Below are 13,687 nucleotides of genomic sequence, written 5' to 3'. Positions count from 1 at the left end.
CCTAGCCCCCGGTCCGTGACCATTTGGTGAATCGGTAGCGCGTGCCGTTGGCGGCCGTCAACCAGCCGTCCGGCGGGACGGAGGCGGTGGCCTCCCAACCGGGGCCAAGCTCCGGGGCAAACGTGTCGCCGTCGGCCTTCACATCGATGGTGGTGACCACCGCGACGTTGGCGAGCTCGGTGGACTGGCGGAAAACATCGCCGCCGCCCAGGATCCAGACTGTTTCGCCGCCGTCGACAAACTGCGACTCAAGGAGCGCGTCATCCAGGGAAGGAACCACGACGGCGCCCTCCGCCTCAGGCGTGCCGGCCCAACTTTTCTGCCGGGTGATCACGATGTTCGTGCGCCCCGGCAGCGGCCGGTACTTGTCCGGGAAGGACAGCCAGGTCTTGCGGCCCATGATGACCGGGTGCCCGGTGGTGAGCCGGTTGAAGTGCTTGAGGTCCTCCGGCAGGTGCCAGGGCATGTCCCCGTCCTTGCCGATGACCCCGTCGGAGGTCTGCGCCCAGACCAGGCCGACGCCGGTGATCGAGGCGGCCAGCTCCTCCGTGAAGGACTGCGGATCGGTGAAGTTTTCGGTGCTCATACGGCGATCGGTGCCTTGATGGTGGGGTGGTGCTGGTAGCCCACCACGTCGAAGTCCTCGAGCGTGTAGTCGAAGATCGAGGCGGGCTTGTGGGTGATTTTCAGCTGTGGATACTCGTAGGGCTCGCGGTCCAGTTGCTTGAGGACCTGATCCATGTGGTTTTCGTAGATGTGGACGTCCCCGCCGGTCCACACGAACTCGCCGGGCTGGAGCCCCACCTGCTGGGCCACCATGCACGTGAGCAGCGCGTAGGAGGCGATGTTGAAGGGAACGCCCAGGAACATGTCAGCGGAGCGCTGGTAGAGCTGGCAGGAGAGCTGGCCGTTGGCCACGTAGAACTGGAAGAACGCGTGGCAGGGCGGCAGCGCCATGTCGTTGAGCTCGGAGACGTTCCAGGCGGACACGATGTGCCGGCGGGAGTCCGGATTCGACTTCAGGTTCTCGATGAGCTCGGCGATCTGGTCGATGTGGCCCCCGTCCGGGGTAGGCCATGAACGCCATTGCACGCCGTAGACAGGGCCCAGGTCGCCGTCTTCGTCGGCCCATTCATTCCAGATGGTGACGCCTTGGTCCGTCATCCACTTGATGTTGGTTTCGCCGCGCAGGAACCACAGGAGTTCCACCGCCACGGACTTGAAGTGGACCCGCTTGGTGGTGATCAGCGGGAAGCTCTTGGAGAGGTCAAAGCGCATCTGGCGGCCGAAAACGCTGGTGGTTCCGGTGCCTGTGCGGTCCGATTTATGGGTGCCGGTGGCCAGGACATCGCGCAGGAGGTCTTCATAAGGCGTAGGGATGCTCACGCCCCAAGTCTACTTTGCAGACGGTGCCTGGTCTGTGGGAAATGCGGTGGCGGTGGACACGGCGCGGAATACCAGCAGGATGCTGACGAACACCAACAACACTGTGGGCACCCAAATCATTGCCGGCCCCACCAAACCAAGCCAGCCACGGATGGCCAGCCGGCATGAACACGGCCAAACCAGATTTGGCGGCATAACGGTCCGGAAAGCCGCCCCCGTCCCAGTGAACGGGAACCGGGTCCGGCATGGACGGGTAAAGCATTAGTCCGTAGAGGGCGGTGAGGAGCAGCGCCGCGGTTGAAGCGGCGAACCACATCGTCGAGGCCGGGTTCTTAGCGTCCAGGGCCACGGTCAACTCCTAACGCTACGGATGGCCGCAGCAGGTCCGGCTGCACCGCGGGTCTGGAGCTTCCGGTTCCGCCAGGACGACGTCCACCCAAGGCGGCGGGGAACGATGTCACGGATCCGCCGCTGATTGGGGTTGGGGAATGATTCCTGCGTTCGCGGCGGGCACCAGGGAACTGGCAAGCCGTCCGATCAGCCCCGCCAGGAATGCGGGGCGCGACGCCGAAGCCCTTGGGCTGCCATCCCTCGCGCCCCGGAGTATCCGCGAGAGGAGCCAGTACACTCCACCGGCGAGGAGAAACGGCCACAGCAGCGCCAGCGGTGGAACGTCGTCGACAACAGTGATCGTGGCAGCGTGCACGTTATCCCCCCCCCAGAACAGTGCGTAGTCCACCCAGTCAAGACGGACAGGTGCCCGGGGTCAAGCCGGTGTGCGGCTAGTCGTCGAACGGCTTGAACTGTTCCACAGCCACAATCCGCTTCTTTCCGCCATGCGTTACATGGCACACCACAAGCTCGCCGGGGGAGAGGAAGGGCTCGTCCGCGGGCAGCAATTTCGCCAGGTGTGAAGGCATGTGGCCGGCAAGCTGCTTGAGCACTGTCGGCAGGGCAGGCCGGTGGGTGCAGGCAACCACCGGCCGCTGCTTGTCAAAGAGGGATTCGATGACGGCGGCCGTCTTCCGCGGGCTGCGCTGGTGCCTGTGCTCCGTTAGTCCCTCGGCGAGCTTCACCTTCGCCCCGGTGGCCCGTGCGTACGGGGCAACGGTGGCAACGCAGCGCAGCCACGGGCTGGTGACCACCCGCATCGGCTTCCAGGCCTGCAGCAGCCTGCCCACTGCCTGCGCCTGCCGGGTCCCGGTGGCAGCAAGCGGCCGCTCACCCTCCGCCTTGCTCCAGGACGAGCGCGGTTTGGCCTTGGCATGGCGGAGGACGACCAAGGGCCACGTGTCCAGGCTGCCGCGCTCATGCGCGTCCCGCAGGTACTCCAAAGGGACGACGTCGGACGGGTTGGACAGCAGCCGGGCCGCCTTGTCGGGGGCGCACCACATCACGCTGTCCACCTCCTTGCCGTCCGGAACAAGGCCGTTGCCGTTGACCTTGACCGCCCAGTAGTAAACCCTCTTGAGGCCGGAGGCGACGTGGTAGTGGATGGGCGGCAAAGGAATTCCCAGCGGCGCCTCGAGGCCAATCTCCTCTCGCACCTCCCGGACAGCGCATTCGGGGACCGTCTCGCCGTCGTCAATCTTTCCCTTGGGCCATGACCAGTCGTCATAGCGCGGCCGGTGGATCAACAGGACTTCCAGCCGGTCCTTGTTGACCCGCCACGGGATGGCGCCCGCAGCCGTCACGGCTACGGGTTCCCCCGGGTGGTCAGTCTGGTCGGCTACGAGTGCATCGCTCGACAATGCGCTGCCTAGCGCCGGCTCAGGCTGCGCTGACGCGGCCGGGACGCCAGCAGCCAGGACTGGACATCTTCAAGCGGCTTGCCGTCCTCGGAAAGGTGGTGCCGTATCCACCGGCCTTCGTTGTCCAAGTGCCAGCTGGAGGTTTCCGGGTCCATGTAGCGCCGCAGGAGGTCAAGGACATAGGTGATGTCGTCGGGACTGGTCAGCTGGACCAAGGCCTCCACCCTGCGGTCCAGGTTGCGGTGCATCATGTCCGCGGAACCGATGTAGACCACGGGGTCGCCGCCATTGGCAAAGGCGAAGACCCTTGAGTGTTCGAGGAACCTGCCCAGGATGGAGCGCACCGTGATGTTCTCGCTCAGTCCCGGGACGCCCGGGCGCAGCGAGCAGATGCCGCGGACGATGACGTCCACTTTCACCCCGGCCTGGGAGGCGCGGTACAGCGAATCGATGATGGCCTCGTCAACCATCGAGTTCACCTTGATCTGCACATGGCCGGGCACGCCCGCCCTCGCGTTGCGGATCTCCGTTTCGATCCGGTCGATGAGTCCGGACCGGACTGACCGGGGCGCCACGAGCAGACGCTTGAAGGTGGACTTGGGAGCGTAGCCGGAGAGCTGGTTGAACAGCTTGGAAAGGTCCTCGCCCACTTGGTCGTTCGCGGTCAGGAGGCCCAGGTCCTCGTAGTACCGGGCGGTCCGGGGGTGGTAGTTGCCGGTGCCGATATGGCAGTAGCGGCGCAGCCCGTCAACTTCCTGGCGGACCACCAACGAAAGTTTGCAGTGCGTCTTCAGGCCGACGATCCCGTAAACCACATGCACGCCTGCCTGCTCCAGCTTCCGGGCCCAGGAGATGTTCGCCTGCTCGTCGAAGCGTGCCTTGATTTCCACCAGGGCCAGGACCTGCTTGCCTGCCTCGGCGGCGTCGATCAAGGCGTCCACAATGGGGGAGTCGCCGGACGTACGGTAGAGGGTCTGCTTGATCGCCTGGACCTTGGGGTCCGAGGCCGCCTGCTCCAGGAACGCCTGCACCGAGGTGGAGAAGGAGTCGTACGGGTGGTGCAGCAGGATGTCCCGGCGCCGCATGGCCGCGAAGACGTTGGCGGCCTTGGAGGTTTCTGATTCGTTCAGGTACCGGGACGTGTGCGGCATGTGCTTGGGGTAGTGGAGGTCGGCACGGTCGATTCCGGCAATCACCGACAGCCCGCGCATGTCCAGCGGCGCGGGGACCGAATAGACCTCGGACTCCTCCACCCCCAGTTCGCGGATCAGGAGTGCACGGATGTTCGGGTTGATGTCCGTGGTGACCTCAAGCCGCACCGGAGGGCCGAAGCGGCGGCGGAGCAGTTCCTTCTCCAGCGCCTGCAGAAGGTTCTCGGCGTCGTCCTCCTCCACCTCCACGTCCTCGTTGCGGGTAACTCGGAACGTGTGGTGCTCCAGGACTTCCATGCCCGGGAACAGCTTGTCCAGGTGGACGGCAATGACTTCCTCAAGGGCAATGAACCGTGCCACCCGTCCGGGGATTGCACCGGCCCGCGGACCGTCGATGGAAATCAGGCGGGGCAGCTGGTCGGGGACTTTGACACGGGCGAAGAGCTCCTTGTCGCTGACCGGGTTCCGGACTACGACGGCAAGGTTCAGTGACAGCCCGGAGATGTAGGGGAACGGGTGCGCCGGGTCCACCGCCAACGGCGTGAGGATGGGGAAGACTTTCTCGGCAAACATCACGCTGAGCTGCTGCTGGGCGGCGTCGTCCAGTTCGCCCCACTGCATGACGTGGATGTGCTCGTACGCCAGTGCGGGGCGGATCTGGTCGGCGAAAACCTGGGCGTGCCGCTCCTGCAGCCGGTGGGCTTCCTCGCTGATCCGCTCCAGCACTTCGACAGGGCTCAGGCCGGCGGGCGAGGGAACGGCGAGGCCGGTGGCGATCCGGCGCTTAAGGCCGGCCACGCGGACCATGAAGAACTCGTCGAGGTTGGAGGCGAAGATGGACAGGAAGCTGACGCGTTCCAGGAGGTGCAGGGTGGGGTCTTCAGCCAGTTCCAGCACCCTGGAATTGAACGCGAGCCAGCTCAGTTCGCGGTCCAGGAACCGGTCCGGCCGGATGTCGCCTTCAGGCTGCAGGTTGGGTGCAAATTCCGGGATGTCGATGCGGTCCTGGGTGGCCCTTGCCGCAGGGACCTCGGAGGAGCCGAAACGCGCCCGGGCAGGCAACGCAACATCCTGGGACGTGGCTGTTCCGGAGGGTTCCGGGTTCATGGCTTCTCCTTATGGCTGGCGCTGTGGTGCCGGCGCTTCCGCCCCGCGCGGCTCCCTTTCAACCTTACAAGCATTCACCGGCCCCACGGCCCTGTTTAACGCACCGCCGGGCTTTGGTCCCGCGCCCTAAACCTGGCCGGCCGCCGGCCCATACATGACGTCCATGTCCCACCGGGTAAACCCCAGCCGCCGGTACAGGGCGACGGCCGCAGTGTTGTCCGCATCCACGTACAGCATGACCCCGTTCAGGCCGGAGTCGCGCAGGTGCTTGATGCCGGCGATCGTGAGGGCCTTCCCCAGGCCGAGGCCCTGGGCCTCCGGCGCAACGCCCACCACATAGACCTCGCCGATGGCCGGGTGCTCTCCGTGACGCGGGTGGACCTTGGTCCAGTGGTAGCCGAGCAAGCGTCCGTCGCGGTCCTCGGCCAGGAAGAACCCGGCGGGATCGAACCAGGCCTCCGCCATCCGGGCGTCCAGGTCCGCGCGCGTCAGGTTTCCTTGCTCGGGGTGGTGTGCGAATGCAGCCCGGTTGGCCGCCAGCCATGCCTCCTCATCCCTGCCGGGCACGAAGGCGCGGATGGCCACACCGTCCGGCAGGCCGGCGTCGGGCAGGTCAGCGCCCGCCGTCGTCATCCGCATCTTCCACAATTCGCGCACCGGCGCGTAGCCATAGCGGGCGGCGAGGTCAGCGGCGGCCTCGTGGTTCCCGTGGGACCAGGCCTTCAGGCCGTCGAAGCCCCGCACCTCCTTGAGCGCGCCCACCAGCCGGTCGGCCACGCCCTGGTTCCGGTAGGAGGGGTGCACGGCGATTTCCAGGACACCGTTGCCGTCCGGCTCGTCCACCACGACGGCGAACCCGGCCAGGTCCTGGCCGGTGGCGGGATCGGAGTCTTCGTCCGGCGCGTACAGGGCGAGCGTCAGCAAGGTGTGGTCCGCGGAGTCGCCGGCGCGCATGCTCACCAGGGTCTGTTCCGAGATCGAGGGATTGCCGTCCGATTCCTCGGCCGCTGCCAGGAGGTCGCGGCAGTCCTTCAGGAGCTGCTGGTCAACCCCGCCCCGGACAACATGGACGGGCCATTTCTGCGGATGCGCTGGAGTCATGAGCCAAGGCTATACGGCAAAGGCGGGCCAGGCTCAGGCCTCGGTGAGTTCGTCTTCCTGCTGCCTGACCAGGGTGAGGCGGTATCCAACGTTCCTGACCGTGCTGATCAGGTTCTCGTGGTCCGCGCCGAGCTTGGCGCGAAGCCGGCGGACGTGGACATCAACAGTGCGGGTGCCGCCGTAGTAGTCGTAGCCCCAGACTTCCGTGAGCAGCTGCTGGCGGGTGAAGACGCGGCCGGGGTGCTGCGCCAGGTACTTGAGGAGCTCGAACTCCTTGAAGGTCAGGTTCAGCGGTGCGCCGTTGACCCGTGCCGTATAGCTTGCTTCGTCGATGATCACACCGGCGGCGCGGATCTCGCTGGGTGCGTCCTCCTGCTCCGGTACGGCCCGGGCTACGGACAGCCGGATGCGGGCCTCCACCTCGGCGGGTCCGGCAGAATCGAGGACGATGTCGTCAACGGCCCACGCCGAGGAAACCGCGGCCATGCCGCCCTCTGTGAGGATCAGGACAAGTGGTGCGCTGAGTCCGGTGGCCTTCAGGAGCTGGGTCAGGGAACGGGCACCCACGAGGTCTTTGCGTGCATCCAGCAGGACGATGTCGCACGGGTCCGTCTCCAGCAGGGCAGTGGGTTCCGCGGGCAGGATGTGGACCCGGTGGTTCAACAGCTCGAGGGCAGGCAGGATGTCCACCGAAGAACCGGTGCTGTTCGTCAGTAACAGGATGTGCGACATTGTTCCTCCAAGGGCCGTCCGCGCATCATTGGGCGACTGAACCGGATTCTCACCGGCCGGTACGGGCTTCCTGCGGGAGGTTTTGGTCCGTCAGCACGCCGCCGGCCAGCCACCTCAGCAGGGAGCGTAGCTGAACCTTGAGTATACCCGGCACCCCCTTCCAAGCCACAGATTCGGGCCCTGTAGAGGTACGTTTTGCGACATAAGCGGTTCACATAGGGCAGGATTGGACCAGGGCGGACCAGCCCTGCCATGAGGGGGCGGACCAGCCTTCCACCCGACGCCAGGATGGGAATTCAGCGCAGTGAGTGCACCGATAAAGCACAGGCCGGGCCCCGGATGACGGCGGAACTGCAGTCACCTGTGCGGTCGCTGGGCTCCTGGACCATTGGGGTCGTCGGGATCGCCGGGCTCATCGCGATCATCGCCGGTGTCTACTCCTCCCCGGAAGCCTTGGCCGCCGTCGGCATCCTGATCGCCGCAGCCGTGGGTATCGGGTGGCCGCACTTCCTGCGCATCCCCGCGAAAAAGACCCTGGCCGCCGTCATCGCCCTGCCGGGCGCCGCGGCCGCGGTCTCCGCCTCCGTGGCCCCGCCGCCCGGCTACCTCGACTGGACCCCAGCCTTCGTCGCCCTGGGCATGATGGCCGTCTTCGTCGTGCAACTCATCCGCGGCACCGGGCAGGCGCAACGGCTGGAGTCCACGCTCGGGTGCTGCGTCGGTGTCCTCCTGTCCTGCCTGGGCGCAGGCTGGATAGCCGGCGCCCGGTTCAACGGTGTCCGCGAAATGCTCCTGGTGGCCGCGATCAGCGCCGCCGTAGCGCTCCTTGCCGGACTCATCCAATGGCCGGACAGCATCGTCGCGCCCCTGGGCGTTGTCTTGGCCGGCCTGGCCGGCCCGCTCGCCGGGCTGGTCATCTCGGACATTGCCGTCCTGCCGGCCGCCGTCTTCGGCATCATCGTCGGTGCGGTCCTGGCCAGTTTCCGCAGGCTCGCCACACTGCGCGGCGCGCCGTTGAATATGCTGGCAGCGCTGAGTATGGGCCTGGCACCGGTCTCAGCCGTCGGATCCCTGGCGTACTTCATAGACAAACTACTCATCTACTAACGGGTTAGGATTGCACCATGTCCGTACTTGCATTTGAAATCTTCTTCCTCGTCCTGCTCGGCATCGCGAGCGTGTCCATGGCCTGGTTTGCCGGTTTCGTGGTCTACCGCCTCTTCAAGGGCCAGAAGTAGCCACTCCCTTTCCAACTGCCGTATCTCGAGGTAATAAAAGTGCCCATTGAGATCCCCACAGACCTGACTCCTGAACTCGTCCCCCTTTCCTGGCTCATCGGTGAGTGGGAAGGACGCGGCCGGCTGGGCAGCGGTGACGAGGATTCCGAGCACTTCCTGCAGCACGTCTCGTTCACCCATAACGGCCTGCCGTACCTTCAGTACCGTGCCGAAAGCTGGTTGACCGACGACGACGGCACGCGGCTGCGGCCGCTCACCGTCGAGACCGGCTTCTGGGCGCTGGAGCGCAAGCAGCTGGATGCCGACGGCGGCCCGGGGCTGGTGCCGGCAGACATCGTTCCCGTGTTGAAGAGCGCCGACGAGGTGGAAGCGCTGCGCAACAAGGACGGCGGCTTCGACATCTCCGTATCCATCGCCCACCCGGGCGGCATCACGGAGCTGTATTACGGCCAGATCAAGGGACCGCAGATCCAGCTGACCACCGACATGGTGATGCGCGGCAGCCACTCCAAGGATTACAGTGCCGCCACCCGGATCTTCGGCCTGGTGGACGGGAACCTTTTGTGGCGGTGGGACGTGGCAACGGGTGGAGAGGCCGGGAAAGGGCTGGAGGCCCACGCCTCTGCATTCCTGAAAAGAGTTTCCTGACCCGGAAAGGCCCGCCATGGAAGACGGCACGGAACACGCAGGCAAGCCCAGCAGCTACAGCGACCTCAAAGCCGTCTTCTTCAACGGCACCCTGAAGAAGTCACCCCAGACCTCCAACACCGAAGGGCTGATTAACATCAGCCGCCGGATCATGGAGAAACAGGGCGTCAGCACGAGGCTCATCCGCACGGTCGATCACGACATTGCCACGGGCGTCTACCCCGACATGACCCAGTACGGCTGGGCCACCGATGAATGGCCGGAGATTTTCCCGGCCGTCCAGGAAGCGGACATCGTGGTGGTGGCCGGCCCCATCTGGCTGGGCGACAACTCGTCCCAGACCAAGAAACTGATTGAGCGCCTCTACGCCCACTCCGGCCAGCTCAACAGCCAGGGCCAGTGGGCGTTCTACCCCAAGGTGGGCGGCTGCCTGATCACCGGGAACGAGGACGGCATCAAGCACTGTGCCATGAACGTCCTCTACAGCCTCCAGCACATCGGCTTCAGCATCCCGCCGCAGGCCGACGCCGGGTGGATTGGCCCGGTGGGGCCCGGCCCCAGCTACCTGGACGAGGGATCCGGTGGCCCGGAGTCAGACTTCACCAACCGGAATACGACATTCATGACCTGGAACCTCCTGCACCTGGCGAGGATCCTCAAGGATGCCGGCGGCTACCCGGCCTATGGCAACCTGCCCGGTGAATGGGCAGCCGGTACGCGCTTCGATTTTGAGAACCTGGAATACCGCTAGCGTTGGTTGAACCTGTCGAACCCCGGAATACCCCGCTGCTAAAGGACGTTGCCGCCAATATGAGTACGCCCAGCCCTTTGTTGTCGCGCCCCGGCGCCGTTGAGGCCGCCGGCCCCGACGCCGGTGTCGCCGCCCACTACGGCGAGCCGCTGCGCGAGCAGCGCGCACTCGCTGCCGGAACCGCCGTCGTCGACCTTTCACACCGCGGTGTGGTCACCGTCACCGGACCGGACCGGTTGAGCTGGCTCAACACCCTCTCGTCCCAGCAGGTGGCATCCTTGGCGCCGGGTGAGTCCAGCGAACTGCTGCTCCTCAGCGTCCAGGGGCGCATCGACTTTGACGCCAGGGTTGTTGACGACGGCGGGACCACCTGGCTGATCGTCGAGGCCGCCGAAGCTGCACCGCTGGCCGAGTACCTGGACCGGATGAAGTTCATGTTGCGGGTGGAGATCGCCGACGTCTCCGCTGAGTGGGCCGTGGTGGGCAGTACCAAAGCCGTTCCCGAATGGTCCGGCCGGCTCGCCTGGCAGGACCCCTGGCCGCACGTCTCGGCGGGCGGGTACTCCTACGCCACTGTGTCCGAGGAAAGCCACCCGGGCCTTGAGCGTCCCTGGTTCGAATACCTCATCCCGGCCGCGGAGCTCGAGGCCGCCGTCGAAGGCCGTCCGCTGGCCGGAGTGCTCGCAGCCGAAGCCCTCCGCGTCGCTGCCTGGCGTCCCAGGATAGGCGCCGAAACCGATGACAAGACCATTCCGCACGAGCTGGACCTGCTGCGCACCGCGGTGCACCTGGCCAAGGGATGCTACAAGGGGCAGGAAACCATCGCCCGCGTGCACAACCTGGGCCACCCGCCGCGGCGGCTGGTGTTCCTGCAGCTGGACGGTTCGCAGCACACGCTGCCCGCGGCCGGCAGCCCGGTCATGGCGGGGGAGCGCAAGGTGGGAACAGTGACGTCCGTGGCACAACACCACGAGATGGGTCCTGTGGCGCTGGCGGTCATAAAGCGTTCCGTGGCGCCGGATGAAATACTGACGGTCCTGGACGGCGATGAACCGTATCCGGCCGTCCAGGAGCTCATTGTCGCCCCGGACGCCGGCCAGGTTGTTGGGCGGCAGACCGGATTCCTGAGGGGGCCACGCTGATGACAGACCACACCGCACCGGAGGCCATGGAAGACAACGACGCAGCGGTGGCACTGGCGCACACGCTGTTCCAAGCCGCCCGCGACGGCAACGACGCCCTGCTCGGCGCCTACCTTGAAGCCGGCGCGCCGGCAACCATGACCAACGCCACAGGCGACTCCCTGCTGATGCTGGCCGCATACCACGGCCACGCCGATACGGTGGTGTTGCTCCTGCAGCACGGCGCCGACGCCAACACCGCCAACGACCGCGGCCAGACCCCGCTTGCCGGGGCGGCCTTCAAGGGTTACCCGGACGTGGCCCGGGTCCTGCTGGGCGCCGGAGCCGATCCGGATGCCGGAGCGCCGTCGGCACGGGCCGCGGCGCAAATGTTCGCCCGCGCGGAAATCCTGGATCTGCTGGGCTAGCGATTACACCGGGTCCGCCCGGCACCAACACGAAACTTTCAAAGGATGACCGAGTGGAAAACGTAGCGAAGCCCTGGCCGGCACTGTGGTCCCTGGTGATCGGGTTCTTCATGATCCTGATCGACACCACCATCGTGTCCGTGGCCAACCCCCGCATCATGGAAGGCCTGCACGCGGACATCAACTCGGTCATCTGGGTCACCAGCGCCTACCTGCTGGCCTATGCCGTCCCGTTGCTCATCACCGGCCGCCTCGGCGACAGGTTCGGGCCCAAGAAGCTGTACCTCTCCGGCCTGGTGGTCTTCACGCTCGCCTCGCTGTGGTGCGGCCTGTCCGGAGACGTCCGGGTCCTGATCGCGGCCCGCGTGCTCCAGGGGCTCGGCGCAGCCATGATGACTCCCCAGACCATGGCGGTCATCACGCGGATCTTCCCGCCGGACCGCCGCGGCTCCGCGATGGCAGTCTGGGGCGCAACCGCCGGCATGGCGACCCTCGTCGGTCCCATCCTTGGCGGCGTCCTGGTGGACGGGCTCGGCTGGGAATGGATCTTCTTCATCAACGTCCCGGTTGGCCTGGTCGGCTTCATCCTGGCGTGGCGCAACGTACCGGCACTGAGCACCCACCCGCACAAGTTCGATATCCCTGGCGTCCTGCTCAGCGCCGTCGGCCTCTTCCTGCTGGTTTTCGGCATCCAGGAAGGCGAGACCTACAACTGGGGCACCATCACCGGACCCATCAGCGTGTGGGGACTGATCATCGCCGGCATCGTGGTGCTGGCGGCCTTCGTGGCGTGGCAGCGCTTCAACAAGGGTGAGCCGCTGCTGCCCCTGGCGCTCTTCAAGGACCGGAACTTTTCGCTGGCCAACATCGGGATTACCACGGTGGGCTTCACCGTGACCGCCTTCAGCCTGCCGCTCATCTTTTACTACCAGCTGGTCCGGGGCCTGACTCCCACCCAGTCCGCCCTGATGATGGTGCCCATGGCCCTGATTTCCGGTGGACTCGCGCCCGTCGTAGGCAAGCTGGTGGACCGCGTCAACCCGAAATACATCACCGCGACCGGGCTCGTCCTGATGGCTGTGGCGCTGCTCTGGAACTCAGCCCTGATGCAGCCGGACACGCCCATCCTCCTGTTCCTGCTGCCCAGCGCCGTCCTGGGCTTCGCCAACGCAGGCATCTGGGCTCCGTTGAGCACCACCGCCACCAGGAACCTGCCACCACGGCAGGCCGGGGCAGGATCGGGTGTGTACAACACCACCCGCCAGATCGGCGCGGTCCTGGGCAGTGCCGCCATCGCGGTGCTCATCCAGTCGCGGCTCGCGGCCGAACTCCCCGCGCGGGGCCCCGGCGGATCCGCCGGCGAAGGCCTGGCGATGGGCGGCTCCTTGCCCGAATTCCTGCACGGCGGATTTTCGACGGCGATGGGCCAGTCCATCCTGCTTCCCGCCGGGGTGATCCTGGTGGGGGCGGCCGTTGCGTTGTTCTTCGCGAAGCCGCAGCCCGTCCAGGGGTGGGGAGCGCCCGCCCAAGGCCAGCCGTCAGCGAAGGTGGACGCTGGTCTGGATTCCGCCGGCTGAGAGGCCAAGCTTCCGGGCCAGCGCTAGGCAGCCCGTGTTGCTGACGTCCGCGCGCCACTGCAGCGTCAGTCCCGCTGCGAGTGCTTCGTGGGCCGCGATGGAGCCCGCCAGGGATCCGAGGCCGCGCCGGCGCCACTCGGGGTCAACCAGTACGCCCATGTTGGCCAGCAGGCCTTCCCACTCGCCGTAAGCCCCGCAAGCGAGGGGCACGCGCCGGCCGTCCTGCTCGTGGACGATCGTGTACCGGTTTTCCAGGTCGGAGAGGCCAACTTCGTTGACGTCATCGGGCGGGCAGCGGCCCTCCAGTTCGATTGCCTCGGGGTTGCCGTGGGACACGGTGAGCTCGCCGGCGGGCTGTTGCAGGGGCAGGTCGTCCGCGAAGAACAGTGCCGCCGCGCCGAGGCCGTGACCACCCTGGTCCCGGGTGAGGGTCAGGAGGGTCACGTGCTGGGCCATTTCCTCGTCCGGGATGCCGGCGGCGGCGTCGATCACGCTCTGCGGCCCCACGAGCACTGAACTTCCGAAAAGCCGCACGAACTCAACGGTCCGGGCTGATTCGTCAGCCCGGACAATCCGTTCGGCCGTGGCAAGTGCGGTCCCGAAGGCGTCGTCGTCAAGGCCCAGCCGGCGCGCCCACGCCAACTGGATGATGGCAGCAGAGCCGGGATCGAGTGTCATGGTCCCAGCCTAGGGCGG

At 66.4% G+C, this 13,687-nt stretch carries 14 protein-coding genes; 6 read left to right on the top strand and 8 right to left on the bottom strand.

The genetic code is table 11. From position 1 onward, the window contains the following. Window position 1 precedes the first annotated feature (1 nt). From ACFVVC_RS17685 to ACFVVC_RS17655, 7 genes are all read right to left on the bottom strand, one after another. On the bottom strand, window positions 2-586 hold the full coding sequence (locus ACFVVC_RS17685) for a dihydrofolate reductase (RefSeq protein ID WP_387456120.1): 585 nt from the start codon (window positions 584-586) through the stop codon (window positions 2-4). Beyond that, entirely contained in the window at window positions 583-1,386 is an 804-nt protein-coding gene (locus tag ACFVVC_RS17680) for a thymidylate synthase (protein WP_387456117.1), read from the bottom strand. Before ACFVVC_RS17680 ends, ACFVVC_RS17685 begins: the two co-directional genes overlap by 4 nt. Further along, window positions 1,364-1,735, bottom strand: coding sequence for a DUF1648 domain-containing protein (locus ACFVVC_RS17675; RefSeq protein WP_387456114.1), 372 nt, complete (start codon window positions 1,733-1,735; stop codon window positions 1,364-1,366). The genes ACFVVC_RS17680 and ACFVVC_RS17675 overlap by 23 nt, the downstream gene beginning before the upstream one ends. A gap of 433 nt (window positions 1,736-2,168) precedes the next feature. After that, window positions 2,169-3,137 (bottom strand): NUDIX domain-containing protein, encoded by a 969-nt coding sequence (locus ACFVVC_RS17670; RefSeq protein WP_387456111.1) that lies wholly within the window; start codon window positions 3,135-3,137, stop codon window positions 2,169-2,171. A gap of 8 nt (window positions 3,138-3,145) precedes the next feature. Beyond that, window positions 3,146-5,395: an RNA degradosome polyphosphate kinase gene (locus ACFVVC_RS17665; RefSeq protein WP_387456108.1), complete on the bottom strand. Its 2,250-nt coding sequence runs from the start codon at window positions 5,393-5,395 to the stop codon at window positions 3,146-3,148. Window positions 5,396-5,521: 126 nt separating this feature from the next. Next, complete coding sequence (mshD, locus tag ACFVVC_RS17660; RefSeq protein WP_387456106.1) at window positions 5,522-6,496, bottom strand: mycothiol synthase; 975 nt, start codon at window positions 6,494-6,496, stop codon at window positions 5,522-5,524. A 33-nt stretch (window positions 6,497-6,529) separates the two neighbouring features. Next, complete coding sequence (locus ACFVVC_RS17655; protein ID WP_018769102.1) at window positions 6,530-7,228, bottom strand: response regulator transcription factor; 699 nt, start codon at window positions 7,226-7,228, stop codon at window positions 6,530-6,532. A gap of 339 nt (window positions 7,229-7,567) precedes the next feature. Here ACFVVC_RS17655 and ACFVVC_RS17650 point away from each other — a divergent pair, with 339 nt between their 5' ends. From ACFVVC_RS17650 to ACFVVC_RS17625, 6 genes are all read left to right on the top strand, one after another. Then, window positions 7,568-8,335 carry a permease gene (locus ACFVVC_RS17650; protein ID WP_387456103.1) on the top strand — a complete coding sequence of 256 codons (768 nt, stop codon included), beginning with the start codon at window positions 7,568-7,570 and terminating at the stop codon, window positions 8,333-8,335. Between the two features lie 170 nt (window positions 8,336-8,505). Then, on the top strand, window positions 8,506-9,114 hold the full coding sequence (locus tag ACFVVC_RS17645; protein WP_018760487.1) for an FABP family protein: 609 nt from the start codon (window positions 8,506-8,508) through the stop codon (window positions 9,112-9,114). Between the two features lie 16 nt (window positions 9,115-9,130). Continuing rightward, the gene (locus ACFVVC_RS17640) at window positions 9,131-9,865 is read left to right on the top strand and encodes a flavodoxin family protein (RefSeq protein ID WP_387456100.1); all 735 of its coding nucleotides are present in this window, start codon (window positions 9,131-9,133) and stop codon (window positions 9,863-9,865) included. 59 nt (window positions 9,866-9,924) lie between these two features. After that, window positions 9,925-11,007 (top strand): YgfZ/GcvT domain-containing protein, encoded by a 1,083-nt coding sequence (locus ACFVVC_RS17635; RefSeq protein ID WP_387456098.1) that lies wholly within the window; start codon window positions 9,925-9,927, stop codon window positions 11,005-11,007. After that, window positions 11,007-11,414 (top strand): ankyrin repeat domain-containing protein, encoded by a 408-nt coding sequence (locus tag ACFVVC_RS17630; RefSeq protein ID WP_387456095.1) that lies wholly within the window; start codon window positions 11,007-11,009, stop codon window positions 11,412-11,414. The genes ACFVVC_RS17635 and ACFVVC_RS17630 overlap by 1 nt, the downstream gene beginning before the upstream one ends. Before the next feature lie 53 nt (window positions 11,415-11,467). Further along, window positions 11,468-12,991: a DHA2 family efflux MFS transporter permease subunit gene (locus tag ACFVVC_RS17625; RefSeq protein WP_387456092.1), complete on the top strand. Its 1,524-nt coding sequence runs from the start codon at window positions 11,468-11,470 to the stop codon at window positions 12,989-12,991. Here ACFVVC_RS17625 and ACFVVC_RS17620 read toward each other — a convergent pair. After that, the gene (locus tag ACFVVC_RS17620) at window positions 12,953-13,669 is read right to left on the bottom strand and encodes a GNAT family N-acetyltransferase (RefSeq protein WP_387456089.1); all 717 of its coding nucleotides are present in this window, start codon (window positions 13,667-13,669) and stop codon (window positions 12,953-12,955) included. The two genes, ACFVVC_RS17625 and ACFVVC_RS17620, sit on opposite strands and share 39 nt — an antisense overlap. Between the last annotated feature and the right edge of the window lie 18 nt (window positions 13,670-13,687).

The sequence above is a fragment of the Pseudarthrobacter sp. NPDC058196 genome, assembly GCF_042882685.1.
Classification (GTDB): Bacteria; Actinomycetota; Actinomycetes; order Actinomycetales; family Micrococcaceae; genus Arthrobacter.
This window is presented reverse-complemented; position numbering and strand designations above follow the sequence as displayed.

Excerpts from the sequence above, each read along its gene's own strand:
- ACFVVC_RS17635 (WP_387456098.1), top strand. The coding sequence starts at position 9,925 with ATGAGTACGCCCAGCCCTTTGTTGTCGCGCCCCGGCGCCGTTGAGGCC.
- ACFVVC_RS17665 (WP_387456108.1), bottom strand. The coding sequence starts at position 5,395 with ATGAACCCGGAACCCTCCGGAACAGCCACGTCCCAGGATGTTGCGTTG.
- ACFVVC_RS17630 (WP_387456095.1), top strand. The coding sequence starts at position 11,007 with ATGACAGACCACACCGCACCGGAGGCCATGGAAGACAACGACGCAGCG.
- ACFVVC_RS17650 (WP_387456103.1), top strand. The coding sequence starts at position 7,568 with ATGACGGCGGAACTGCAGTCACCTGTGCGGTCGCTGGGCTCCTGGACC.
- ACFVVC_RS17640 (WP_387456100.1), top strand. The coding sequence starts at position 9,131 with ATGGAAGACGGCACGGAACACGCAGGCAAGCCCAGCAGCTACAGCGAC.
- ACFVVC_RS17655 (WP_018769102.1), bottom strand. The coding sequence starts at position 7,228 with ATGTCGCACATCCTGTTACTGACGAACAGCACCGGTTCTTCGGTGGAC.
- mshD (WP_387456106.1), bottom strand. The coding sequence starts at position 6,496 with ATGACTCCAGCGCATCCGCAGAAATGGCCCGTCCATGTTGTCCGGGGC.
- ACFVVC_RS17620 (WP_387456089.1), bottom strand. The coding sequence starts at position 13,669 with ATGACACTCGATCCCGGCTCTGCTGCCATCATCCAGTTGGCGTGGGCG.
- ACFVVC_RS17685 (WP_387456120.1), bottom strand. The coding sequence starts at position 586 with ATGAGCACCGAAAACTTCACCGATCCGCAGTCCTTCACGGAGGAGCTG.